Source organism: Vibrio sp. M260121 (assembly GCF_036533715.1).
GTDB lineage: Bacteria > Pseudomonadota > Gammaproteobacteria > Enterobacterales > Vibrionaceae > Vibrio.
In genome coordinates, this window is record NZ_JATABF010000019.1 from 57,548 (window position 1) to 80,581 (window position 23,034).

Annotated in this window: 25 protein-coding genes and 1 tRNA gene; 14 read left to right on the forward strand and 12 right to left on the reverse strand. The window is 45.9% G+C overall.

Going from position 1 to position 23,034, the window contains the following annotated elements; genetic code table 11:
* Nucleotides 1–30 precede the first annotated feature (30 nt).
* From mlaF to QTO06_RS12375, 8 genes are all read left to right on the forward strand, one after another.
* Nucleotides 31–834 (forward strand): phospholipid ABC transporter ATP-binding protein MlaF, encoded by an 804-nt coding sequence (mlaF, locus tag QTO06_RS12340; protein ID WP_005535411.1) that lies wholly within the window; start codon nucleotides 31–33, stop codon nucleotides 832–834.
* On the forward strand, nucleotides 824–1,615 hold the full coding sequence (gene mlaE / locus QTO06_RS12345) for a lipid asymmetry maintenance ABC transporter permease subunit MlaE (RefSeq protein ID WP_005535409.1): 792 nt from the start codon (nucleotides 824–826) through the stop codon (nucleotides 1,613–1,615). The genes mlaF and mlaE overlap by 11 nt, the downstream gene beginning before the upstream one ends.
* Nucleotides 1,616–1,617: 2 nt before the next feature.
* A complete protein-coding gene (mlaD, locus tag QTO06_RS12350; RefSeq protein WP_005432853.1) occupies nucleotides 1,618–2,115 on the forward strand; it encodes an outer membrane lipid asymmetry maintenance protein MlaD in 498 nt (165 codons plus the stop codon).
* 3 nt (nucleotides 2,116–2,118) lie between these two features.
* Nucleotides 2,119–2,757, forward strand: coding sequence for a phospholipid-binding protein MlaC (gene mlaC / locus QTO06_RS12355; RefSeq protein ID WP_005535407.1), 639 nt, complete (start codon nucleotides 2,119–2,121; stop codon nucleotides 2,755–2,757).
* A complete protein-coding gene (locus QTO06_RS12360; protein ID WP_005432856.1) occupies nucleotides 2,757–3,077 on the forward strand; it encodes an STAS domain-containing protein in 321 nt (106 codons plus the stop codon). Before mlaC ends, QTO06_RS12360 begins: the two co-directional genes overlap by 1 nt.
* Nucleotides 3,078–3,080: 3 nt before the next feature.
* Nucleotides 3,081–3,335 (forward strand): BolA family iron metabolism protein IbaG, encoded by a 255-nt coding sequence (gene ibaG, locus QTO06_RS12365; RefSeq protein ID WP_005432865.1) that lies wholly within the window; start codon nucleotides 3,081–3,083, stop codon nucleotides 3,333–3,335.
* 9 nt (nucleotides 3,336–3,344) lie between these two features.
* Nucleotides 3,345–4,610 (forward strand): UDP-N-acetylglucosamine 1-carboxyvinyltransferase, encoded by a 1,266-nt coding sequence (gene murA, locus QTO06_RS12370; RefSeq protein WP_331408286.1) that lies wholly within the window; start codon nucleotides 3,345–3,347, stop codon nucleotides 4,608–4,610.
* A 147-nt stretch (nucleotides 4,611–4,757) separates the two neighbouring features.
* Nucleotides 4,758–5,483, forward strand: a complete 726-nt coding sequence (locus QTO06_RS12375; RefSeq protein WP_331408287.1) for a 1-acylglycerol-3-phosphate O-acyltransferase — start codon at nucleotides 4,758–4,760, stop codon at nucleotides 5,481–5,483.
* A gap of 85 nt (nucleotides 5,484–5,568) precedes the next feature.
* Here the strand turns inward: QTO06_RS12375 and QTO06_RS12380 are convergent, their stop codons facing one another.
* From QTO06_RS12380 to arcA, 6 genes are all read right to left on the reverse strand, one after another.
* Nucleotides 5,569–5,958, reverse strand: coding sequence for a RidA family protein (locus QTO06_RS12380; RefSeq protein ID WP_005432832.1), 390 nt, complete (start codon nucleotides 5,956–5,958; stop codon nucleotides 5,569–5,571).
* Nucleotides 5,959–6,122: 164 nt separating this feature from the next.
* Nucleotides 6,123–6,584 (reverse strand): aspartate carbamoyltransferase regulatory subunit, encoded by a 462-nt coding sequence (gene pyrI, locus QTO06_RS12385; RefSeq protein ID WP_005448817.1) that lies wholly within the window; start codon nucleotides 6,582–6,584, stop codon nucleotides 6,123–6,125.
* A 17-nt stretch (nucleotides 6,585–6,601) separates the two neighbouring features.
* On the reverse strand, nucleotides 6,602–7,531 hold the full coding sequence (pyrB, locus tag QTO06_RS12390) for an aspartate carbamoyltransferase (protein WP_005432845.1): 930 nt from the start codon (nucleotides 7,529–7,531) through the stop codon (nucleotides 6,602–6,604).
* A 90-nt stretch (nucleotides 7,532–7,621) separates the two neighbouring features.
* Nucleotides 7,622–7,747, reverse strand: coding sequence for a hypothetical protein (locus QTO06_RS12395; RefSeq protein ID WP_005432831.1), 126 nt, complete (start codon nucleotides 7,745–7,747; stop codon nucleotides 7,622–7,624).
* A 69-nt stretch (nucleotides 7,748–7,816) separates the two neighbouring features.
* Complete coding sequence (locus QTO06_RS12400) at nucleotides 7,817–8,821, reverse strand: ornithine carbamoyltransferase (RefSeq protein WP_005432863.1); 1,005 nt, start codon at nucleotides 8,819–8,821, stop codon at nucleotides 7,817–7,819.
* A gap of 156 nt (nucleotides 8,822–8,977) precedes the next feature.
* The gene (gene arcA, locus QTO06_RS12405) at nucleotides 8,978–10,198 is read right to left on the reverse strand and encodes an arginine deiminase (RefSeq protein WP_005432859.1); all 1,221 of its coding nucleotides are present in this window, start codon (nucleotides 10,196–10,198) and stop codon (nucleotides 8,978–8,980) included.
* A 584-nt stretch (nucleotides 10,199–10,782) separates the two neighbouring features.
* Here arcA and rraB point away from each other — a divergent pair.
* Nucleotides 10,783–11,199, forward strand: coding sequence for a ribonuclease E inhibitor RraB (gene rraB / locus QTO06_RS12410; RefSeq protein WP_038864481.1), 417 nt, complete (start codon nucleotides 10,783–10,785; stop codon nucleotides 11,197–11,199).
* 172 nt (nucleotides 11,200–11,371) lie between these two features.
* Nucleotides 11,372–12,172 carry a glycosyl hydrolase 2 galactose-binding domain-containing protein gene (locus tag QTO06_RS12415; protein WP_331408290.1) on the forward strand — a complete coding sequence of 267 codons (801 nt, stop codon included), beginning with the start codon at nucleotides 11,372–11,374 and terminating at the stop codon, nucleotides 12,170–12,172.
* A 16-nt stretch (nucleotides 12,173–12,188) separates the two neighbouring features.
* On the opposite strand, the gene QTO06_RS12420 is transcribed toward QTO06_RS12415, so the two are convergent.
* The 5 genes from QTO06_RS12420 to pepA form a co-directional block, all read right to left on the reverse strand.
* A complete protein-coding gene (locus tag QTO06_RS12420) occupies nucleotides 12,189–13,094 on the reverse strand; it encodes a bifunctional helix-turn-helix transcriptional regulator/GNAT family N-acetyltransferase (protein WP_331408291.1) in 906 nt (301 codons plus the stop codon).
* 115 nt (nucleotides 13,095–13,209) lie between these two features.
* Nucleotides 13,210–13,608 (reverse strand): DUF2061 domain-containing protein, encoded by a 399-nt coding sequence (locus tag QTO06_RS12425; RefSeq protein ID WP_038884572.1) that lies wholly within the window; start codon nucleotides 13,606–13,608, stop codon nucleotides 13,210–13,212.
* A gap of 226 nt (nucleotides 13,609–13,834) precedes the next feature.
* Nucleotides 13,835–16,693 carry a valine--tRNA ligase gene (locus QTO06_RS12430; RefSeq protein ID WP_331408294.1) on the reverse strand — a complete coding sequence of 953 codons (2,859 nt, stop codon included), beginning with the start codon at nucleotides 16,691–16,693 and terminating at the stop codon, nucleotides 13,835–13,837.
* 96 nt (nucleotides 16,694–16,789) lie between these two features.
* Nucleotides 16,790–17,239 carry a DNA polymerase III subunit chi gene (locus tag QTO06_RS12435; protein WP_038864600.1) on the reverse strand — a complete coding sequence of 150 codons (450 nt, stop codon included), beginning with the start codon at nucleotides 17,237–17,239 and terminating at the stop codon, nucleotides 16,790–16,792.
* Between the two features lie 116 nt (nucleotides 17,240–17,355).
* Entirely contained in the window at nucleotides 17,356–18,864 is a 1,509-nt protein-coding gene (gene pepA / locus QTO06_RS12440; protein ID WP_010450385.1) for a leucyl aminopeptidase, read from the reverse strand.
* Nucleotides 18,865–19,064: 200 nt separating this feature from the next.
* On the opposite strand from pepA, the gene lptF reads away from it, so the two are divergent.
* Both lptF and lptG read left to right on the forward strand, forming a co-directional pair.
* The gene (lptF, locus tag QTO06_RS12445) at nucleotides 19,065–20,165 is read left to right on the forward strand and encodes an LPS export ABC transporter permease LptF (RefSeq protein WP_009707625.1); all 1,101 of its coding nucleotides are present in this window, start codon (nucleotides 19,065–19,067) and stop codon (nucleotides 20,163–20,165) included.
* A 3-nt stretch (nucleotides 20,166–20,168) separates the two neighbouring features.
* Entirely contained in the window at nucleotides 20,169–21,239 is a 1,071-nt protein-coding gene (lptG, locus tag QTO06_RS12450; protein ID WP_331408296.1) for an LPS export ABC transporter permease LptG, read from the forward strand.
* Between the two features lie 72 nt (nucleotides 21,240–21,311).
* Here lptG and QTO06_RS12455 read toward each other — a convergent pair whose 3' ends face one another.
* On the reverse strand, nucleotides 21,312–21,791 hold the full coding sequence (locus QTO06_RS12455; protein WP_005432836.1) for an RDD family protein: 480 nt from the start codon (nucleotides 21,789–21,791) through the stop codon (nucleotides 21,312–21,314).
* Between the two features lie 236 nt (nucleotides 21,792–22,027).
* Here QTO06_RS12455 and QTO06_RS12460 point away from each other — a divergent pair, with 236 nt between their 5' ends.
* Nucleotides 22,028–22,693 (forward strand): SDR family NAD(P)-dependent oxidoreductase, encoded by a 666-nt coding sequence (locus tag QTO06_RS12460; RefSeq protein WP_331408298.1) that lies wholly within the window; start codon nucleotides 22,028–22,030, stop codon nucleotides 22,691–22,693.
* A gap of 177 nt (nucleotides 22,694–22,870) precedes the next feature.
* Nucleotides 22,871–22,955 (forward strand) — tRNA-Leu (locus tag QTO06_RS12465).
* The last annotated feature ends 79 nt before the right edge of the window (nucleotides 22,956–23,034 follow it).

Below are 23,034 nucleotides of genomic sequence, written 5' to 3' on the forward strand. Positions count from 1 at the left end.
GAACCGCTCACAAATAGTAGAAGAGATAGTATGTCGAACAACGATTTAGTTACCGTTAACAATCTCACCTTTTCACGCGGCGAGCGCAAGATCTTTGATGGTATTGATTTGCACGTACCAAAAGGGAAGGTGACGGCCATTATGGGGCCGTCGGGTATCGGTAAAACGACACTGCTGCGCCTAATTGGCGGTCAGATATACCCTGAACAGGGTGAGATTTGGTTTGATGGTGACAACATTCCTGCGTTGTCACGCAAAAAACTGTATCACGCACGTAAAAAAATGAGCATGTTGTTCCAGTCAGGGGCGCTATTTACCGACCTGAATGTGTTCGATAATGTGGCATTTCCTTTACGTGAACACACCGAGCTTTCCGAAGAACTCATCCGCACCATGGTGCTGCTAAAGCTTGAAGCGGTAGGCCTTCGTGGTGCGGCAGAGCTTATGCCAAGTGAATTGTCAGGTGGTATGGCGCGTCGTGCTGCGCTGGCTCGAGCGATTGCGCTTGATCCAGACCTTATCATGTACGACGAGCCGTTTGTGGGTCAGGACCCAATTACCATGGGTGTGTTGGTTGAGTTGATCAGTAACCTTAACCGAGCATTAGGCGTGACTTCTATCGTCGTTTCTCATGATGTGCCAGAAGTGATGAGTATTGCGGATTGGGTTTACTTGATGGCTGATGGCAAAGTGATTGCCTTTGGTACCCCTCAAGAACTGAGAGACAATCAAGACCCTCGCGTTCAGCAATTCTTACAAGGGGAAGCGGATGGGCCAGTACCGTTCCGTTTCCCAGCTCAAAGTATCGAAAAGGATTTATTTGATGGTCGATAGCTTTATTCAATTTGTCGCTTCACTAGGCAGACGCACATTGGCTATTTGTGAGGCGTTCGGTCGCGCAACATTGATGCTCGTTGGTGCGTTAGTGACTCGACCACAGCCAATCAAAAACCTTCCTTTACTGATTAAGCAGCTGTATTCCGTAGGCGTTCAATCGCTAGCGATCATTGTCGTTTCTGGTTTGTTCATCGGTATGGTGCTTAGCTTGCAAGGCTATGTGGTGCTGGTGGATTACGGAGCAGAAGGCAGCCTTGGTCAAATGGTCGCTCTTTCGCTACTACGTGAGTTAGGACCAGTAGTAACAGCGTTATTGTTTGCTGGTCGTGCTGGTTCCGCGCTGACAGCAGAAATCGGATTGATGAAAGCCACAGAGCAGCTTTCAAGCTTAGAAATGATGGCTGTGGATCCGCTGAAACGCGTTATTGCACCTCGTTTTTGGGCGGGTGCTATTTCAATGCCACTACTCGCGATGATCTTCATGGCTGTGGGCATTTGGGGTGCACAGCTTGTTGGTGTGGATTGGAAAGGCGTAGATCACGGCAGCTTCTGGGCTGCAATGCAATCTTCGGTTGAATTAGGCCAAGACATCGGTAACAGCATGATCAAATGTATCGTGTTTGCGATTACCGTTACTTGGATCGCTCTATTTAATGGCTATGACGCTATTCCTACTTCGGAAGGGATCAGCCGAGCAACGACGCGCACTGTTGTGCATTCTTCTTTAGCAGTACTGGGACTAGACTTTGTACTGACCGCATTGATGTTTGGGAATTAATCATGCAACAAACACGTAAAACAGAATTATGGGTTGGCAGCTTTGTATTAGCAGGAATTTGCGCGATTCTTGTGATGATTTTTCAGGTTGCTGACGTAAAAAGCATTGGCTCTGGCAATACTTACACCTTGAAAGCCGAGTTCGACAATATTGGTAGTTTGAAAGTTCGCTCTCCAGTGAAAGTTGGCGGCGTTGTTATCGGTCGTGTAAGTAGCATTACACTTAACCCTGATAGCCTATTACCAGTAGTTAGCTTGTCGATTAACAGCCAATACAACCAGTTCCCAGAAACCTCTAGTGTGCAAATTTTGACATCGGGATTGATTGGTGAACAGTACATTGGCTTGGTACCGGGCTTTGTTTTTGACGATGAAGAAATGCTTGTTGATGGTGACACCATCGAAGACACCAAATCTGCATTAGTACTGGAAGACCTTATCGGCCAAGTACTATACAGCATTGGTGGTTCAGGCGATTCTGGTGATACAAGTAAGGAATAACCCATGCTTTCGAGACTATTACTTTCATTCGTAGCAGCGTTTACTGCTTTTGGTGCAGTGGCTGCAGAAGTGGATAAAACTCAGCCTTATCAAATGATGAGACAAGTTGCGGAAGTGACATTTGATCGTTTGAAAGCTGAACAGCCACAAATTAAGCAAGATCCAAATTTGCTTAAGACCATCGTTGAAGAAGAGTTGATGCCTTACGTTAACGATCGCTATGCGGCATTGAAACTGCTTGGTCCAAACTTAAAAGGTGCGAAGCGTGAAGATGTGGGTGAGTTCATCACAGCATTCCGTGCTTATCTGGTGACCTCATATGCGCAAGTGTTAACGCAATACTCGGATCAACAAATTGAATTTGGCCCTGAGCCAAAGCTGGATCCTTCTAAACGCATTACGAGCATCAAGGTTGATATCATCGACGCACCGCGTCCAAACATCAAACTTGAGTTTAAGCTGCGTAAAGATAAGAAAACAGGTGAATGGTTAGCATTCGACATGGTTGCAGAAGGCATCAGCCTACTATCAAGCAAGCAATCAGAGTGGAATACTCAGATTCGCCAAGAAGGCATTCTAGCGGTCGCGAAAGATTTAGAGAAACTGGCAGCACAGCCAATTCGTTTCGAGGCGGCAAAGTAATGGCGCAGTCTCATTCTCAGTGGCAATTACAAGCAGACATTCTTAAGCTTACAGGGGCGCTGGATCGTGATTCAGTGCCAGCATTGTGGGCGGTGGCACAGCAATGGCAACCTTCTCAAACCGAGCTAGAATGCTCGTTAGAAGAGATTGAACGCATTGACTCTGCGGGAATGGTGATGTTAATCCACTTATTAGAGCATGCAAAAAAACAAAACTGTCATATAATGCTCAGTTTCGTGCCGGCGCAATTGCGCACTTTGTTTCAATTGAGCAATGTTGAATCTTTAGTGGCCAAACATATACAGAATTATCAGGGGTAAATTGTGGATAGCGCAAAAGTACAACAGTTACTAGAAGAAGCACTAAACCTTCAAGAAGTGCATGTAAAAGGTGAAGGTAGCCACTATGAGGTGGTTGCTGTTGATGCTTGTTTCGATGGAATGAGCCGCGTTAAGAAGCAGCAGTTAATTTACGGTCCTCTGATGGATTACATCCAGCGTAACGACATTCACGCGTTATCGATCAAAGCGTTCACTCCAGAAGAGTGGGCTCGTGATAAGAAGCTAATGTCGCTTTAAGGTTTATTGATGGAAAAGTTTCGAGTTATTGGGTCAGATAAACCACTGGTTGGTGAAGTGACCATTTCAGGTGCAAAAAACGCAGCACTACCGATTTTATTTGCGTCTATCTTGGCGGAAGAGCCTGTAGAAGTGGCGAATGTGCCACACCTTCGTGATATCGACACCACCATGGAACTGCTTAAGCGTCTTGGCGCAAAGGTAAGCCGTAATGGTTCCGTTCATGTCGATCCAAGCAGTATCAACGAATACTGTGCTCCTTACGATTTAGTAAAAACCATGCGTGCATCTATTTGGGCGCTTGGTCCTCTTGTAGCGCGTTTTGGCCAAGGTCAGGTTTCTCTACCTGGCGGCTGTGCTATCGGTGCTCGTCCTGTTGATCTACACATTACTGGTCTAGAACAGCTTGGCGCAACCATCACACTAGAAGATGGTTACGTGAAAGCAGAAGTTGATGGTCGCCTAAAAGGCGCGCACATTGTGATGGACAAAGTGAGTGTTGGTGCAACGATCACTATCATGTGTGCAGCAGCGCTTGCTGAGGGCACGACAACGCTAGACAACGCAGCGCGCGAGCCTGAAATCGTTGATACGGCGGACTTCCTAAACACACTTGGCGCAAAAATCTCTGGTGCAGGTACTGATACCATCACCATCGAGGGTGTTGAGCGTCTAGGTGGCGGTAAGCACAACGTTGTGGCTGACCGTATTGAGACAGGTACCTTCCTAGTTGCAGCAGCGGTTTCTGGCGGCAAAGTAGTATGTCGCAACACCAATGCACACCTTCTAGAAGCGGTATTGGCGAAGCTAGAAGAGGCAGGCGCATTAGTGGAAACTGGTGAAGACTGGATTTCTGTTGATATGACTGACCGTGAGCTGAAAGCGGTAAGCATCCGCACTGCTCCGCACCCTGGCTTCCCTACTGACATGCAGGCGCAATTCACGCTCTTGAACATTATGGCAAAAGGCGGCGGCGTGATCACGGAAACGATCTTCGAAAACCGTTTCATGCACGTACCAGAATTGATGCGCATGGGCGCGAAAGCGGAAATCGAAGGTAACACGGTTATCTGTGGTGACGTAGATTCTCTAAGTGGCGCACAAGTGATGGCAACCGACCTACGAGCTTCGGCAAGTTTGGTGATTGCAGGTTGTATCGCAAAAGGCGAAACCATCGTTGACCGTATCTATCATATCGACCGCGGTTACGACAAAATCGAAAATAAACTGTCTGCACTTGGCGCAAATATTGAGCGCGTGAGTGAGGCAGGTTAAACTGCACCGCAGTTGACCTAGATATGAAGAGAGCCGAAACTCAGGTTTCGGCTTTTTTATATCGCGCTTTCTGTCATAGTCCATGACTATGTTCAAAGAGACAATAATAGCTGTAGCTGGCGCAAAGCCGGTTCCTGGAGAACAACAATGATTGCACTGTTACGTGTATTTGCTGTCGCAATTTTCGCAATTGTGATGTTTATTGGTGGTTGCGGTTACTGCCTACTAAGCCCTCGAAACCCTAAGCACGTTTTCACCTTCGGTCGTCTATTCGGCAAAATGTCGCGTGTGTTTGGTATCAAGCTAGAGCTGCGTATTCCGGAAAATGCGTACTCTCGTGGTCAGCATGTTTACATTGCTAACCACCAGAACAACTGGGACCTTTTCACTGTCTCTTCAGCCGTTACACCTAAGGTCGTAACAGTAGGTAAGAAGAGTCTAGCGTGGATGCCGTTGTTTGGTCAGCTTTACTGGCTAACAGGTAACATTTTGATTGACCGTGCAAACCGCTCTAAAGCAAAAGGCACTATCGACCAAGTTGTAGACAGCATTAAAAATAGTGATGTTTCAGTGTGGATGTTCCCTGAAGGTACACGTTCACGTGGCCGTGGTTTACTACCATTTAAAACGGGAGCTTTCCATGCCGCTATCGGTGCAGAAGTGCCAATCATTCCAATCGTGTGTAGTTCTACTGACCACATCAAACTGAACCGCTGGAACAATGGTCACGTGATCATTGAGATGCTGCCTCCTGTGAGCACAGAAGGTTACGGCAAAGAAGGCGTACGTGAGCTAGCGAATGTTTGTCGTGAAGAAATGAAAGCAAAACTAGAAGCCTTAGATGAAGAAGTAAAACAGCGCAACGCAGCTTAAGTTTTACTGCGACATCATCGCCAAAAGACAATAAAAAACGGGTAGCCTGAGCTACCCGTTTTTTTATGTTTGTCAGCCTGCGCAATTATTTGCGAACTGCGATTGCTTCAATCTCGATGCCAACATCTTTAGGCAGACGAGCGACTTCTACACAAGAACGTGCAGGGTAGTTTGCTACTTCGTGCTCATCGAAGAACTTACCGTAAACTTCGTTTACTGTGCCGAAGTCGTTTAGGTCTTTCACGAATACTGTCATTTTAACGATGTCAGTCACTTTAAGGCCTGATGCTTCAACAACAGCTTTTACGTTCTCTAGAGATTGACGAGCTTGCTCTGCGATGTCTGCAGACACTTCACCTGTCGCTGGGTTTACTGGGATTTGGCCAGAAGTTAGAACCATGTTGCCTAGATCTACGCCTTGAACGTAAGGACCGATTGCTGCTGGTGCAGACTCAGTATGAAGTACTTTCGTCATTTGAATTGTTCCATCTGTTTAGGGGAATAAAGAGTTTACTCAAGCATCTTGAGCGTTCTTAAGAAGAATCAGTTTGCCTTTAAACATGAAGCACGTAAAGAGCAAAATACCCCGCATTAGCGGGGTATCAGTTAATTTATCGTTAGCAACATCGAAGCGGGAAACTAACGCTCAGTCACGATCTCACGCGCGAAGACTTTCTCACAGTATTTACACTTCAGACGGATTTCTTCCTTCTTCTCGAACACTTGGAAGCTGCTCGCAACCGGCTCGTTGTGTGTAATACAGTTGCTGTTCGGACATTCAAACACGTTGTTGATTCGCTCTGGTAACTCCAGCGCCAACTTCTTCACTACTTCGTAGTTTTCGATTTGGTTAACGGTCGCGTGTGGTGCGTACAGTGCTAGTTTACTTGCCTGCTCTTCGTTGATGAACACGTTTTCAATCTTGAGTAGGTCTTTATGGCCGAGTGCAGATGAAGGCAGATTCAGACCGATGGTGACACGTTGAGAAGAGTTGTGCATATCGAACAGCTTCAACACTTTGATACCAATTTGTGCTGGGATGTGGTCGATTACTGTGCCGTTTTTGATTGCTTCAACCTGCAATTGAGTTTCTTTAGCCATGTCTTTTTCTCCCTCGATTACAGTGTTTCGTTAAGAACCAGAGCCAACAACGCTTGGCGCGCGTAAACGCCGTTTTCTGCTTGTTGGAAGTAGTAAGCGTGTGGTGTGACGTCGACGTCTGTGGTGATTTCATCCACGCGTGGCAGTGGGTGCAGTACTTTCAAGTTTTCACGTGCACCTTCTAGTAGTGCCGCCGTTAGGATGTAAGCTGATTTGATGTGCGCGTATTCGGATTCATCAAAGCGCTCTTTTTGTACGCGAGTCATGTACAGAATGTCGAGCTCAGGAATCACGCTTTCCATGTCTGTGTGTAGGCTGTATTGAATGCCTGCTTCATCTAGCTCTTCACAGATGTAATCTGGCATTGCGAGTGCTTCTGGTGCAACAAAGAAGAAGCGAATGTTATTGAACTTTGCCAATGCTTGAGTCAACGAGTGCACGGTGCGACCGTATTTTAGGTCACCAACAAACGCAACGTTTAGGTTGTCTAGACGACCTTGCGTTTCCGCGATGGTGTATAGGTCGAGTAGCGTTTGCGTTGGGTGTTGGTTTGCGCCGTCACCTGCGTTGATAACTGGTACGCCGTTAGAGAACTCAGAGGCTAAGCGCGCTGCGCCTTCTTGAGGGTGGCGCATCACGAATGCATCGACGTAAGAAGAGATAACTTGAACTGAGTCAGATAGCGTCTCGCCTTTTTTCGCCAGAGAGGTGTTACCACCGTTATCAAAACCAATAACATCGCCACCGATACGTTGAATTGCTGTCTCGAATGACAGGCGAGTACGTGTGGATGGCTCAAAGAAACAGCTTGCTACAACCTTGTTTTTAATCAGTTCTGGACGAGGTTCTTTTTTTAGCTGACCTGCAGTTTCTACAATCAGTTCCAGTTCTTCACGTGAAAGCTCTGGAATAGAGATGATGTGCTTCTGGTAAAGCGAGTTCGCCATGATCTTCTTCCCTATAACAGTGGTGACTATCCCCAAAATTCACCGCGATGGAATTTTAGGCATAAAAAAACCTCCCCAATTGGGGAGGTTTTAAAATTCAATAGAATTAACGAAAATAACAGCACGTAAGCGTAGTCGCTTAGCTAGAGCAAATCGCGTTTTTACGTCAGCAATCGGCGTGGTCATTTCGTAATCCTCAGACAAATTGCCGAGCATTATACGCTTAACTTTCGTGAGCGCAAGCGATTACATCATGGTTTTTGTTACCATTTTTAATGCTATGGTTTAGCTGCCTAATGTCGCAACCATCACGGCTTTGATGGTGTGCATGCGGTTCTCGGCTTCGTCGAATACGATAGAGTATTCAGATTCAAACACCTCTTCGGTGACCTCAAGCCCTTTCATTCCGTATTTCTCTGCTACCTCTTTACCCACAGTCGTTTCATCGTTGTGGAAGGCTGGCAGGCAGTGCATGAACTTCACATGAGGGTTACCCGTTTGCTTAATCACATCCATATTGATTTGGTAAGGTGTCATCAGAGCAACACGCTCATCCCAAGCTTCAGCCGACTCACCCATCGATACCCAAACGTCGGTATATAAGAAGTCACAGCCTTTAACGCCTTCTTCAACGTTCTCAGTCAGCGTGATTTTCGCGCCGGTTTGTTGGGCAATTTCTTGGCAAGTTGCCACTAATGCTTCTTCTGGCCAGAACGCTTTTGGCGCTACAAGGCGGATGTCCATGCCCATTTTTGCTGCGCCAACCATGAGTGAATTCCCCATGTTATTGCGAGCATCACCAAGGTAGGCAAACGTCATTTCATGCAGTTGTTTCCCACGTCCGTGCTCTTGCATGGTCAGGAAGTCTGCAAGGATTTGGGTAGGGTGGAACTCATCCGTTAAACCGTTCCAGACAGGTACACCAGCATAAGTACCAAGCTCTTCAACGATCGATTGACCAAAGCCACGGTATTCGATGCCATCGTACATGCGACCAAGAACACGAGCGGTATCTTTCATCGATTCTTTATGACCGATCTGTGAGCCAGAAGGACCGATGTAAGAGACTTGAGCGCCTTGGTCAAAGGCCGCGACTTCAAATGCACATCGGGTACGAGTAGAAGATTTCTCAAAGATTAGTGCGATGTTTTTACCTTGAAGTTTCTTCTGCTCTGTTCCTGCATATTTAGCTTTTTTCAGCTCTGCAGACAGTTCGAGCAAAAACTGGATCTCTTTAGTTGAGAAGTCCAATAGCTTCAAAAAGTTGCGATTACGTAGATTGAAAGCCATAGCTCGTCCCTTAGGTCGTTTGGTTGATAAAGAATAAAAGCATTAAAACATATAAATGCTTTTATTGTGAATAATTATTTTAATTAAAAACAAAAAAAGGTTGATGTATTCACATCAACCTTAGTCTCAATTGGTTTTATTTGGTGGAGAGGTTTCTCAAATATCGTCACGTTCTATTGGGCAGCTCATGCAACGTGCACCACCACGACCGCGACCAAGCTCGTTACCCGGAATAGTCAGGACTTCAATGCCAGCTTTGTCGTACTTCTCGTTAGTGTAGACGTTACGTTCGTAACCAATCACAACACCAGGTTTCACCGTCAGTACGTTGTTGGCATCGTTCCATTGCTCTCGTTCAGCTTCGTAGCTGTCACCACCCGTTGTGATGATCTTCAATTGATCTAAACCGAGTGCCGATTCGATGGCATGCAGATAGTTGTGTGATGCTTCGACATGCATTTCACCGTTGCCTTTAGGTGTTAGGCGCCAAGTATCTAAATCTTTACGCATGATTTCTGGGTATACCGAGAAAGTATCCACATCCATATGCGTCATGACCGTATCAAGGTGCATACACGAGCGGTGTTTTGGTAGGTCGATAGCAATAACTTCTTTCGCCTGACCAGATTTAAACAGGCTTGCCGCTAAGTTTTCTACACCTTGTGGGGTTGTGCGCTCAGACATACCAATTAGAACCGCACCTTTACCGATAACCAGTACATCACCACCTTCAACGTTGGCATTGTCGTAGTGCTGGTCTTCATCACCAAAGTAGTTAATGAAGTCTTGACCAGCGAAGGTTGGGTGCCAGCGATAAATCGCACGCAGATGGTTGGTTTCGCGTTGACGTGCAGGCATCATCATTGGGTTAAGAGAAACGCCGCCGTATACCCAGCATGACGTGTCACGGGTAAAGAGGTGGTTCGGCAGAGGTTCGATCACGAAGTCCAGTGGGCGCTTCATCTTCGGCAACATTGATGAAGATTTGATTGGCAGTTCCGAGTAAGCCAAGCCGCCAAGGAGAATGCTTGCTAGGTGCTCATCGTCCATCTCTGCGAAGTACTGGCGTAAGTCACGAGCGAAAGTCGGACCGTAACGGAAGTCAGAGATCTGAGTATTCAACAACCATTGTTTTGCTTCTGGAACCGCAAGGGTTTCAACCAGTAGATCATGAAGTAGTAGTACTTCGACATCTTGTTCACGCAGTGTGCGCGCAAACGCGTCGTGTTCTTCACCTGCCGCTTCTACCGCTAATACGTCATCAAACAGTAGCTCATGGCAGTTCGATGGCGTTAGGTGGGTGAGGGCGCGCTCTGGGCGGTTTAATAGAACTCGTCTTAGTTGACCAACTTCTGATCCAACGTACAGCTTACTCATTTTGCATCCTTACAAATATTCCAGCCGTTAGTTATGACAAGCTTGGTGCAAAGATGCAAGTCTTAGAACTTTGCTTATATATTGTAAAAATATAATTTTTTGGCGTTATATTTTGTAAATGCTTCCTTGGTGTATTTTAATTCTATATTTTGTTGTTTGTTCATGAGTTTTAAAAAGTGCGTTTTTATTCTTTTTCGTTTGAGAAAGAAGTCATACATCAAAAGTGCATAAAACGTGCATAACCATTCTGAAATATGCAGTTTTTGGCTTTCTTTTATTCGTTAGGTCAGAATTAACGAGCCGTTGCTGTATTCACTCCAAGATCATAAACACGCAAACAAGCCTAAAATTACTCGTCTCAGGCTCAATTAGGATCTTCTGAATATTAAAGATTAGCCGTTTTTGTTAATTTTTTGTTTCTGTGAGCGAGGTTTAGATTTGTGAGTAAAAATTATCATCAAGAATCACCGCAGTTTGGTGTTTGTTTGTGGCTTTTCATCGCAATCCGTGCCATATTTCACCGCATTAACATACTCAGTCTTGAGTATAGTGTTTTCATCAAGTAACTAATCTGGAGCCAAAACATGTCTCACGAAGATGAATATCTATCAGTAGAAGAATTAATTGAGATTCAAAAGGAAGAGACTCGCGATATCATTGCAGCATTGCTAGAAGACGGCAGCGATCCAGATTCACTATACGAAATCGAGCACCACCTATTTGCTGAAGACTTCGACACGCTAGAGAAAGCGGTTGTGGAAGCATTCAAAATGGGCTTTGAAGTGCTTGAAGCTGAAGAAACAGAAGATGAAGACGGTAACAAACTGCTTTGTTGTGATGCAACAATGGAATCTGCACTAAACGCAGAAGCGATTGATGCACAGGTTGAGAAGTTGATTCACCTTGCAGAAAAATACGACATCATTTACGACGGTTGGGGTACTTACTACGAAGGCGAAGATGCGCTTTACCCAGACGAAGATGATGAAGACGAAGAGTAGTCGACTCATTCATTCTAAGAAGCCAGCGTTTATCGCTGGTTTTTTTTGTGCCTTAAAAATGATAACCGAGGGTGAGCATAAATAATTCTCATTGAGTTTGTAGGCTTACTGCCTATAACCCTAAGCCACTTGAGTATATAATGCATGAAAATTGATCTAGCTCAAGGTGTATATGCAACTCTCACTCGCCGGTTTATGGCAAGTCTCTCCACTGACGGACCTTTCTATCCCACAGGATGACATTACTTTCCCTGCTCCTTTGAGTCAGGTATTGCCTGCTGAACTGACTGAAGAAGCGATCCGTCAGCAAGAGTGGCACCTGATGCACGACATCGAAGTGGACGAATCCATGATGACATTCCCAGCGGTAGAAATGGTGTTGGGTGGCGTGGATTACCATGCAGAAGTGCGTTTGAACGGAGTCGCATTGTTCGACTGTGACGGTTCGCAAAGCATATACAAAAAAGACATTCGTCCATTTATGCAGATGGGACGCAACCGTTTTGAGATCCTGTTCCTCGAGGAAGAAGAAGATCTTCTGCTGGATGAGGATAAACCGGAGTTGTGCTCACTTGCGGATCATGAATACCAAAAGAGTGATGAGCGCTTGGGGGTATGGCAAGAACCGTATCTACAGTTCATTCGCAATGTTCGTTTAGACCGTGTGGCAACCGAGCAGATTTGGCACCACGGCGGAGGGTGTGAGTTTAAAGTCGACTTGTACTATCAAACTTTTGCGCCGGGTCTAGTATCGGCATCGGTTAAGTTTAATGGCATGACTTACCATATTCCTATTGATGTCCGAGCGGATCATGCGAGTGCTTTATTCCAGATTGAAGCGCCAAAGTATGCCGATCTTAACGATCCCGATCCAAAAGATCTCTACGAACTCGTGGTGGAGTTGGATGGGCAACGCCAAGCGTTTACTGTAGCACTTAGCCAAGAGCTTTGTGTTACCCATCTTGTACTTTAAGTTTGAGGATAAAGCACTATAGCGTTTTAAGCATCACGACTTCGCATGCATCATGCCCTGTTTGTCCTAGCGGGGCATCGAGATGCTCAAAGCCTAGCTTTTCATACAAGCCTACCGCTTCTCTTAGACATTTTGTCGTTTCTAAATAGCACAGCTGATAACCAAACTGTTTCGCCAGTTGTAAGCTCAATGCGACGATGCGTTTGGCTAAACCGTGTCCTCGCGTTTGAGGTAAGAAGTACATCTTTTGTAGCTCACACACATTTGGCTCGCCAGCTAAAGGTGCGAAGCCACCACCACCCACAATCTCGCCTTGGTGTTCTACCACCCAATAAGCGGCACCTTGTTGGTCGTAAACTGAGTACATGTCATCAAGCGTTGGATCGGCCACACCATAACCTTTGTCTGCGGTTAAACCGTATTCTGCGGAGACTGCGCGAATCACGTTTGCAACTTGCGAGTTATCTGCTTTGGTAAGAGGTCGAAGAACGTATTCCTCTGCCTGACACACTTTTGTTAGCCCTTTTAGGTAAGTCTCTAAACCAAGTTTGAGTTGCTCTTGCTCGCTGTCATCCAGTTGGGTAAGCAGTTGTTCAAAGAAGCTGTTTTGCTGTTGGTCTAGTTGCGATAACGCCTGTTGACCTTGCTCTGTAAGCGCCACAAGTTGACTGCGTTTGTCTTTCGGGTTTTCGATACTCTCAACTAAACCTAATTTGATCAGCCCAGTTACGGTGCGGCTTGCATTGGACTTGTCGACATTGAGCTGTTGTGCTAGTCGATTGATGGTCAACGGCTGCAGTTGGATCTCACCTAACGCGTGCGCTTGCACTGGAGTGAGAGCGACGTCGCCACATTGCTTATCGAGCATACCAAGCAATCGGACGGCTTGGCGGGAATAGTGCCGGAGTTGACGAGCATGCATTATCACTTACCTCTAAAAACAAAGTTGCGCACCGCAATTAAATTAATTGCGGTGCGCAACTTTGTCAATGGTAAATGTTATTTTGCTTGTTAGGAGGCGTATTGAGCTTCCATGTTTAAGCGTGTTGGTGTAGGCAAAATTGTGGCGCTTGGCTATCTGATTTACGCATCCATACTTTCTCGTGGAAGTAGTAAGCCACAGTGTTCAAGCTAGGCTCTAGCATCGCCATAATACCGCCGACAAACGCATCACCTGTTAGCAAGTAAACCACGGTAAAAGCAACACTGAAGTGGATAGTGGCAAAGCTTGCGGTTTTTAATTTGGTCATCCACTGACGAGCTTTAAGCGCTGGGACTTTTGCCCATGCCTTTTCATGAAAGTAGAAAGCGACGGTGTTCACTGAAGGCTCAATCATGGCAATTAAACTACCAATTAGAATGTCGCCAGTAAGCACGTAAGCGACACTAAACGCGATAGTAAAATGGAGTGCTGCAAAGGTTAGTGTCTTTTTCATGATAATTACTCAATCGTTGTGTTGTTTCGATAGGTCTATTATTGAGAATTATTATCATTAAATCTAATGGGCAGTTAAGATTAGTTTGATAGGTAAAAACTATTAAATAGGAGGGGAAGTAGGAGAGAAGAGCGAATATCTTTGAAAGCTTTCCTAGCGATAAAATGCAAAAAGGGTTGATGCTTTCACACCAACCCTTTGATTCTTTTACTCTAGTCTTTAGCGATTAAAGTGCAGCGATCGTTGTCTTCTGCTCTTCTAGCTTAGCTAGCGTCTCTTTGTAGCCTTCAAGTTTCTCACGCTCTTTAGCAACAACTGCTTCAGGAGCTTTCGCTACGAAGCCTTCGTTGCCTAGTTTGCCTTCGATACGCTTGATTTCGCCGTGAGTTTTCTTGATTTCGCCATCTAGACGAGCAAGCTCAGCGTCTTTGTCGATCAGACCCGCCATTGGGATCATCAGCTCAGACTTAGCAACCAATGCTGTTGCACACGCTGGCGTTTCTTCGTCAGCAGCAAGTACGCGTACAGATTCTAGTTTCGCTAGAGACATCAGTACTTGTTTATTTGCTTCTAGACGCGTTGCGTCTTCTGCGTTTGCAGCTTTCAGCATAACGTCAAGCGGCTTACCTGGGTTGATGTCGTATTCAGCACGTAGGTTACGGATGCTGGTAATGAACGCTTTCACCCATTCAATATCGTCTAGCGCTTCTTGGTTGAAGTTTGCTTCGTCGAATTGAGGCAGTGCTTGAAGCATGATTGTCTCACCTTCTACACCTTCAACTAGTGGCTTGATGCTTTGCCAGATAGTTTCAGTGATGTAAGGAATCACTGGGTGAGCTAGACGTAGCGTCTTCTCAAGAACCGTGATTAGTGTACGGCGAGTACCACGCTGTTGCGCTTCAGTACCTTTCCATAGAACTGGCTTAGTAAGCTCTAGGTACCAGTCACAGAATTGGTTCCAGATGAATTCGTAAAGCGTGTTAGACGCCATATCTAGACGGAAGTTGTCGATATGGTTGTTGAACGCTTTCGCTGCAAGTTCAAACTGAGACTCGATCCACTTGTCCGCTAGTGAGTATTCAATCTCACCACCGTTGAAGCCACAATCTTGCTCTTCTGTATTCATCATTACGTAACGGCTTGCGTTCCATAGTTTGTTACAGAAGTTACGGTAACCCTCAAGACGCTTCATATCCCAGTTGATATCGCGACCTGTTGATGCCATTGCTGCAAGAGTAAAACGTAGTGCGTCTGTACCGTATGCTTCGATACCGTTTTCAAACGTCTTACGAGTGTTCTTCTCGATTTTCTTCGCTAGCTGAGGCTGCATCATGTTGCCACAACGCTTCTCTACTAGAGACTCTAGGTCGATACCATCGATCATGTCGATTGGGTCAAGTACGTTACCTTTCGACTTAGACATCTTGTCGCCGTTTTCGTCACGGATTAGACCAGTAACGTAAACTGTCTTAAATGGTACTTGTGGTTTGCCGTTTTCGTCTTTCACGAAGTGCATGGTCATCATGATCATGCGCGCAACCCAGAAGAAGATGATGTCGAAACCAGTTACTAGTACGTCTGAAGGGTGGAATACTTTCAGATCGTCAGTTTGCTCTGGCCAACCTTGAGTACCGAACGTCCATAGTGCAGAAGAGAACCATGTATCCAGTACGTCTTCGTCTTGGTGTAGTTCAATGACTGACTCTAGGTTGTTGTTCTTACGAACTTCTTCTTCGTCACGACCTACGTAAACATTACCTTGGTTGTCGTACCAAGCTGGGATGCGGTGACCCCACCATAGTTGACGAGAGATACACCAGTCTTGAACGTCACGCATCCAAGAGAAGTACATGTTTTCGTATTGCTTAGGAACGAATTGGATGTCGCCGTTTTCAACTGCTTCAACGGCTGTTTTCGCTAGAGGCGCAGTACGTACGTACCATTGGTCAGTTAGCATTGGTTCGATAACCACGCCACCACGGTCGCCGTAAGGAACTTGTAGATCGTGATCTTTCACTTCTTCAAGTAGACCTAGCTCGTCGAATTCAGCAACGATAGCTTTACGAGCAGCAAAACGCTCCATACCGTGGTACTTAGCTGGTAGCTCAGTGCTGTATGCGTCGCTTGCTTCGCCGTTAGTGTTGAATACTTCAGAAGCGTCACGGATGTTCGCGTCGAAAGTCAGAATGTTGATCATTGGTAGCTGGTGGCGCTTACCAACTTCGTAGTCGTTGAAGTCGTGCGCAGGTGTGATTTTCACACAGCCAGTACCTTTTTCCATATCTGCGTGCTCATCGCCCACGATTGGGATGCGACGATCAACAATAGGAAGGATGATTTCTTTACCGATAAGATCTTTGTAACGTGGATCTTCTGGGTTAACCGCAACACCAGTATCGCCTAGCATGGTCTCTGGACGAGTGGTTGCAACAACGATGTAGTCTTTGCCATCCGCTGTTTTAACGCCATCCGCTAGTGGGTAGCGGAAGTGCCACATGTTGCCTTTGGTGTCTTTGTTCTCTACTTCTAGATCTGAAATCGCTGTGTGTAATTTTGGATCCCAGTTAACTAGACGCTTACCGCGGTAGATTAGGTCGTCTTCGTATAGACGTACGAACACTTCTTGAACCGCGTTAGATAGACCATCGTCCATCGTAAAGCGCTCACGATCCCAGTCTACAGATGCGCCAAGACGACGAAGCTGCTTAGTGATAGTACCGCCAGATTCGCCTTTCCATTCCCAGATTTTGTCGATGAAAGCTTCACGGCCGTAATCGTGTTTTGTTTTGCCTTCTTCTGCAGCGATCTTACGCTCAACAACCATCTGAGTTGCGATACCTGCGTGGTCCGTACCTACTTGCCAAAGAGTGTTTTTACCCTTCATGCGCTCACAACGGATAAGCGTATCCATGATCGTATCTTGGAACGCGTGGCCCATGTGTAGGCTACCAGTGACGTTCGGTGGCGGGATCATGATGCTGTATGATTCTTTAGTAGTGTCACCGTGTGGCTTAAAGTAGCCTTGCTCTTCCCAAGTCTGATACAGAGCTTGTTCAATTGAAGTTGGGTTGTATGTCTTTTCCATAGCGCTCTTTTAATGGATACGTTGATGGTTGAATCTAAGTCAATCTTTATAAGTGAGGGATCTTAACAAGATCGCCTTAACTATAAGGATTGACCGTTAAGGATATTGAATTTCGATCGTTTGCAGTTGATAACCTGCTTGACGGTAAATTTTATACCTTTCTCTTGCGACCTGTTTAGCTTTTTCTTCGCAAGGCACGAAGTCTACCACTTGAGCAAACTTGTTCGCAAAGGTTGTCTCATTTTCCGCCAAATTAATTACCAATTGACGATTCCAATTAGGTTTTACGCCTTCATGGCCGATCTCAATATTGGTGGCGTATTTCGGTCCTTCACCTACGAGATTATGAGCCATGAACTTATCTGCATCAATTTGCCAAAAAGCCTCGGCCAGTTGTTCGGCGTGCGACTTGTCTTGGCAGTTCAAATACACTTTAGCTCCTTGGCGAGCAAAGTGCTGAGCCAAGAATACGATGTATTGTTCAAAGCCCGTCTTTGTTGCTTGAGGGCTCTCTTCTTTAATGATGTAGAAGGTTGCAGTTTGCATCATTCTCTCACTTGCCATTGGCCTCATCCTTAGACCATTTTACATTCCTATTCTCTCTCAAGAAAATCGGGGTAATAAAAAAGGGCCTTGCGGCCCTTTTAGATAGTGTTCAGAAATTACTCTTCTGTCTCTTGGCCGCTGCGGTTCAAAAGGAATTGGACAAGCATTGAGACAGGACGGCCCGTTGAGCCTTTCGCTGCGCCTGACTTCCAAGCTGTACCCGCGATATCGACGTGTGCCCAGTTGTACTTCTTAGCAAACTTAGACAGGAAGCAACCTGCAGTGATAGTGCCAGCAGGACGACCACCAATGTTTGCCATATCAGCAAATGGACTCTTCAGCTGCTCATGGTACTCGTCTGCCATTGGTAGACGCCATGCACGGTCACTTGCTTGCTCAGAAGCGTTTACTAGCTCATGAGAAAGTGGGTTGTGGTTAGAGATTACGCCGCTAATATGGTGACCTAGTGCGATAACACAAGCACCAGTTAGCGTTGCAACGTCTACTACACAGTCTGGTTCGAAACGCTCTACGTAAGTCAGTGCGTCACAAAGAACAAGACGACCTTCCGCATCCGTGTTCAGAACTTCTACGGTTTGACCTGACATGGTTGTTAGGATATCACCTGGACGGTAAGCGTTGCTGCCTGGCATGTTTTCACAGCCTGCTAGAACACCAATAACGTTGATTGGTAGGTTTAGCTTCGCTAGCGCTTTCATTGTACCGAATACAGATGCTGCACCACACATGTCGTACTTCATCTCATCCATACCTTCACCAGGTTTGAGAGAGATACCGCCTGAATCGAACGTCAGACCTTTACCGACGAGAACGATAGGTTTTGCTTCTGACTCTGGGTTACCTTTGTATTCGATAATCGACATCATAGATTCGTTCTTCGAACCACGACCTACTGCTAGGTAAGATGTCATGCCCAGTTTTTCCATCTCTTGCTCACCAATGATCTTGGTGGTTACGGTTTCGTAATCGTCAGCAAGGCGACGAGCTTGAGAGGCTAAGTAAGCTGGGTTTGCTACGTTTGGTGGCATGTTGCCAAGATCTTTTGATGCTTTCACACCAGAAGAAATAGCTAGACCATGGGTGATTGCTTTTTCACCTAGGTTCAGTTCACGACGCGTTGGTACGTTGAACACTAGCTTACGCAGTGGACGACGAGTTTCTGGCTTAACGCTCTTGAACTGGTTAAATGTGTAAAGACCATCTTTAGTCGCTTCAACTGCTTGACGTACTTTCCAGTACGTATCGCGACCTTTAACGTGCAGTTCAGTTAGGAAACATACTGCTTCCATAGAACCTGTTTCGTTAAGTGTGCTGATCGTCTTTTGAATGATTTCCTTGTACTGGCGCTCGCCTAGCTCACGTTCTTTACCACAACCTACAAGTAGAACGCGCTCTGACAAAACACCTGGTACTTGATGCAGTAGCAGCATCTGACCAGGTTTACCCTCTAGATCACCACGGCGAAGTAGTGAACTGATGTAACCGTCACTGATTTTATCAAGTTGCTCGGCTACTGGAGAAAGGCGACGTGGTTCAAACACACCAACAACGATACATGCGCTACGTTGTTTCTCTGGACTGCCACTTTTAACACTGAACTCCATGCGTACTCCTACATCCTGAAGACAAATTGCTCTAAATGTTAGATAATGATCGCTTACTTGTTGAATTTAAGCTCAGGTCTTACCAACAGAGCTGATTTAAGCGCTAACATCTAGTTTATAATTTTTAAAAAAATAAATGGTTCAACGGGAAACTATAGTGATTCGACCAAAAAAACAAGTTTTGTATAGGTAATTTCAGCGTGATTATTGTTAGATATTTGATCCGCGAAACACTCAAGAGCCAATTTGCGATTTTCTTCGTGCTTTTTTTGGTGTTTTTGAGTCAGAAGTTTATCAGTGTTCTTGCTGACGCTTCGGACGGGGATATTCCTGCTGGATTAATTTTCTCAATTGTTGGTTTAAACATGCCAGCAATGGGGCTATTAATGCTGCCATTGAGTTTGTACATCGGCATATTGATCACGTTTGGTCGTCTATATGCAGAAAGTGAAATCGTGGTGATGAACGCGACAGGTATTGGGAATAAATTCCTAGTACAAGCGGCGTTGTACTTGGCGATCATTACTTCTGGTGTTGCGGCGTTTAACGCGTTATGGCTATCACCTTGGTCGCAAGACCGCGTAGAGCAGCTTTATGAACAAGTCGCTGCCGAAAACAGCGTTGATCTACTTAAGAAAGGTCAGTTCCAAGGCACGCCAGATGGTTCTTCGGTTGTTTTCATTGATGACATTAAAGACAGCACGTTAAGTAACGTGTTTGTAGCACAGATGCGCCCACGTGATTCTATCTTGCCTAGCGTCATGTTCTCTTCTTCCGGTGAAGTGAAAGAATTGTCGGATGGTCGTCAGATCATCACCATGCATGAGGGGACGCGTTATGAAGGTGTGCCGACTCGTGTTGAGTACATGGTGACTAAGTTTGATCAGTACGAAGGTGTGATTGGCCAGCGTGAGGTGAAGCAAAAAGGACGCGACTGGGAAGCATACCCAACGGCGGACTTGATTGGTCATCCCGATCCTGAAGCGCAAGCTGAGCTGCAATGGCGTATCTCATTGTTCGTATGTATTCCACTATTAACGATGTTGGTTATTCCTTTATCCGCAGTGAACCCTCGTCAGGGGCGTTTCGCTAAAATGGGACCTGCCATCTTGATTTACCTAGCGTACTTCCTTGCCATCAGTGCAACGAAATCGGCGTTAGAGGATGGTGCGATTCCTGCTGCCATTGGTATGTGGCCAATCAATGCAATGTTGTTGATAGTGGCTATCTTGGCAAACATGATGGACAGCGTTCCTGTTCGACGAATGAAAGACAAATTCCGCAAGAAGAGGCTCGCGTAAGCTGTGTTTAAACTCTTAGACCTTTACATCGGTAGAACGATCATCTCTACCACTGCCTTGGTTCTGGCGACCTTCGTTGGCTTGTCGGGCATCATCAAATACGTAGAGCAGTTGCGTAAAGTAGGCCGTGGTGCTTACGACTTAATGCATGCGCTTTACTTTGTTTTGCTGAGTATTCCTCGCGATATCGAAATGTTCTTCCCAATGGCCGCGCTGCTGGGGGCCTTGATTGGTTTGGGTATGCTGGCATCAAGCTCTGAACTTGTGGTTATGCAAGCAGCGGGCTTCTCTAAGTTGGATATCGGTTTATCAGTGCTTAAGACCGCGGTGCCATTGATGCTTATCGTCATGACGTTGGGTCAATGGGGCGCACCTGAAGCGCAAAAGATGGCGCGTGACCTGCGTGCGTTTGCTTTGTCTGGTGGTAGCATCGTATCTGTGCGGGCAGGGGTATGGGCTCGTGATGCCAATGACTTCATTTTTATCGGTAAAGTAGAAGACGACAAACTCTACGGCTTGAACATGTGGCGTTTCGATGAAGATAAGAACTTAGACAAAGTTATCTTCGCAGAAGAAGTCGACTACCAACAAGATAACAATTGGTTGATGCGTTATGTGCAAATCACCGATATGGAAAATGAGAACGTCATTACCAAGCGTGACGTAGAGCAGATGGAATGGCACACCTCGCTCGCGCCAGATAAGCTTGCGGTTGTGACGGTGAAGCCAGAAGAGCTTTCTCTAAGCGGTTTGTATGACTATGTGACCTATTTGAAAGCTTCAGAGCAAGACGCCTCACGCTATGAACTGGCATTTTGGCGTAAGCTTTCTCAGCCGCTTTCCATCGCGGTAATGATGCTGATGGCGCTGTCCTTTGTATTCGGACCATTGCGTAGCGTGACCATGGGTGCAAGAGTACTTTCGGGGGTGGTCGCGGGCTTTACCTTCTACATATCCAGTGAGTTCTTTGGGCCGCTTACCTTGGTATACGGCATTCCACCAGTGTTCGGCGCATTAGCCCCTAGTTTGGTGTTCCTAGCAATTGCAGTATCCTTGCTAAGAAGAAAACTGTAGGTTTTCAAAGTGATAAATATAAAAAAGGAAGGCACTGCGCCTTCCTTTTTCTATTCTGCTTTTGTTGCTTCGCTATTTTGCTTTCGGTAAGACAACAACTTCGGTTTTTGCCCAAATATCGTGGAAACCACGTTTTTGTGGGTCAATTGGCACCGTTAAGTTTGCCAAGCCGAAGCCAGATGTCGCTAAGCGAATTAGTGCCTGAGTAATCGTAATTGGTGCGCCATCTTTACTGTTACGAATCTGCATTTTCCAAGCTCGCATACCCAAGGTTTGGCCCGCGCGAGTCCAGAAGAACACAAAGAAGTAGATCCACACCACTGCAAGATACAGTGTAAACAGTGGGCTTAATACTGGATGCTTTCCTAGCATGTCTGCTGCATCCACATATTCTCCATAGCTCAACAAGCCTGCCGCGTTAAGCGCAAAAACAATCGCCATTACCACGCCTGCAGCCATCATCTCAATCGCGAGGATAATCAGTGTGTCGTAAAACAACGCTGCGAGTCGACGGAAAAAGCCTGCTGGTGGAAGAGTTGTAGAAGTAGTCATAGTTCCATCACTTACCTTTAAAATTGTGCGTCAGAATATAGATTCCATCTGCTTGTGAAAAGAGAGCTAACGCACAGAGTCTCTAATTACGGGCAAATCACAAGTGCTTTATCGCTAATCAACCACTCAACAAAGCAACCGAGTTCAAACTTCCTACCATGCAACCTGTGAAAGCCACAAGCATGGGTTACCTTGCTTAGAAAACAAGATTACGAATGATGTAATAGAGGTGCAAGATGATCGTAATTACAGGCGCAAGCAGTGGCTTAGGTGCACAGCTCGCTAAGTTGTATGATGCCCAAGGCGAAGAAACACTGTTAACTGGCCGCAGCGAAAAGAAGTTAAATACGCTTGCTCAACACCTCTCAAGTAAAGCTCAGGTACGAAGTTGTGATCTTATCGACGCATCGCAAGTGGAGAATTTATTTGATGAGTTATCTCAAGCGCCTACTACCGTGATTCATTGTGCGGGAAGTGGGTATTTTGGTTTGTTGGCCGAGCAAGACCCGCAAGAGATTCAAAAGCTGATTGAAAACAATCTCACCTCCGCAATTCATGTCCTAAAAGAGTTGGTAAAGCGTTATCAAGAGCAGCCTGTAAATGTTGTGATGGTGATGTCGACAGCGGCACAACAGCCAAAGGCACAAGAATCGACTTATTGTGCGGTGAAGTGGGCAGTTAAAGGTTTGATTGAGTCCGTTCGTATGGAGTTAAAAGGCAAACCAATGAAAATTATCGCTGTGTATCCCGGAGGTATGGCGACGGAATTTTGGGAGACGAGCGGTAAGTCATTAGACACCAGTAGCTTTATGAGCGCAGGCGATGCAGCGACGATGATTCATGGTGCGCTATCTAATATAGGTAATGGTTACGTTTCGGATATTACTGTTAATCGTTTATAGGGCTGAAGGGGAGGTCTTGTTATCAGGTTATATGGCAGACTGAACTGTAATGAGATCTCCTTTGTCACACTTTGTGGCGAAAATATCAGCAAACGATAGTTATTTAAGGTTTTTCTGCTTGCGCGGGTCAAAAGCTTACGTATAATGCCAACCATCAAAGGGCAATAGCCCAGAGATGCCGGTGTGGTGAAATTGGTATACACGACGGATTCAAAATCCGTTGCCTTCGGGCGTGGCGGTTCAAGTCCGCCCACCGGTACCATATTTTAAGACAGAGCCTCGACGAAAGTCGGGGCTTTGTTGTATCTGGGTTCTGTTAATTCAAATCCAGCGTGGCGGCA

Bases quoted from the DNA above. Each gene is read 5' to 3' on its own strand.
- murA (WP_331408286.1), top strand. From the start codon at position 3,345: ATGGAAAAGTTTCGAGTTATTGGGTCAGATAAACCACTGGTTGGTGAA.
- QTO06_RS12380 (WP_005432832.1), bottom strand. From the start codon at position 5,958: ATGACGAAAGTACTTCATACTGAGTCTGCACCAGCAGCAATCGGTCCT.
- QTO06_RS12420 (WP_331408291.1), bottom strand. From the start codon at position 13,094: ATGCATGCTCGTCAACTCCGGCACTATTCCCGCCAAGCCGTCCGATTG.
- QTO06_RS12395 (WP_005432831.1), bottom strand. From the start codon at position 7,747: ATGCTCGGCAATTTGTCTGAGGATTACGAAATGACCACGCCGATTGCT.
- QTO06_RS12415 (WP_331408290.1), top strand. From the start codon at position 11,372: ATGCAACTCTCACTCGCCGGTTTATGGCAAGTCTCTCCACTGACGGAC.
- pyrB (WP_005432845.1), bottom strand. From the start codon at position 7,531: ATGGCGAACTCGCTTTACCAGAAGCACATCATCTCTATTCCAGAGCTT.
- mlaE (WP_005535409.1), top strand. From the start codon at position 824: ATGGTCGATAGCTTTATTCAATTTGTCGCTTCACTAGGCAGACGCACA.
- mlaD (WP_005432853.1), top strand. From the start codon at position 1,618: ATGCAACAAACACGTAAAACAGAATTATGGGTTGGCAGCTTTGTATTA.
- rraB (WP_038864481.1), top strand. From the start codon at position 10,783: ATGTCTCACGAAGATGAATATCTATCAGTAGAAGAATTAATTGAGATT.
- QTO06_RS12430 (WP_331408294.1), bottom strand. From the start codon at position 16,693: ATGGAAAAGACATACAACCCAACTTCAATTGAACAAGCTCTGTATCAG.
- mlaC (WP_005535407.1), top strand. From the start codon at position 2,119: ATGCTTTCGAGACTATTACTTTCATTCGTAGCAGCGTTTACTGCTTTT.
- arcA (WP_005432859.1), bottom strand. From the start codon at position 10,198: ATGAGTAAGCTGTACGTTGGATCAGAAGTTGGTCAACTAAGACGAGTT.
- QTO06_RS12425 (WP_038884572.1), bottom strand. From the start codon at position 13,608: ATGAAAAAGACACTAACCTTTGCAGCACTCCATTTTACTATCGCGTTT.
- pepA (WP_010450385.1), bottom strand. From the start codon at position 18,864: ATGGAGTTCAGTGTTAAAAGTGGCAGTCCAGAGAAACAACGTAGCGCA.
- QTO06_RS12460 (WP_331408298.1), top strand. From the start codon at position 22,028: ATGATCGTAATTACAGGCGCAAGCAGTGGCTTAGGTGCACAGCTCGCT.
- QTO06_RS12375 (WP_331408287.1), top strand. From the start codon at position 4,758: ATGATTGCACTGTTACGTGTATTTGCTGTCGCAATTTTCGCAATTGTG.
- mlaF (WP_005535411.1), top strand. From the start codon at position 31: ATGTCGAACAACGATTTAGTTACCGTTAACAATCTCACCTTTTCACGC.
- QTO06_RS12435 (WP_038864600.1), bottom strand. From the start codon at position 17,239: ATGCAAACTGCAACCTTCTACATCATTAAAGAAGAGAGCCCTCAAGCA.
- QTO06_RS12400 (WP_005432863.1), bottom strand. From the start codon at position 8,821: ATGGCTTTCAATCTACGTAATCGCAACTTTTTGAAGCTATTGGACTTC.
- QTO06_RS12360 (WP_005432856.1), top strand. From the start codon at position 2,757: ATGGCGCAGTCTCATTCTCAGTGGCAATTACAAGCAGACATTCTTAAG.
- QTO06_RS12455 (WP_005432836.1), bottom strand. From the start codon at position 21,791: ATGACTACTTCTACAACTCTTCCACCAGCAGGCTTTTTCCGTCGACTC.
- pyrI (WP_005448817.1), bottom strand. From the start codon at position 6,584: ATGGCTAAAGAAACTCAATTGCAGGTTGAAGCAATCAAAAACGGCACA.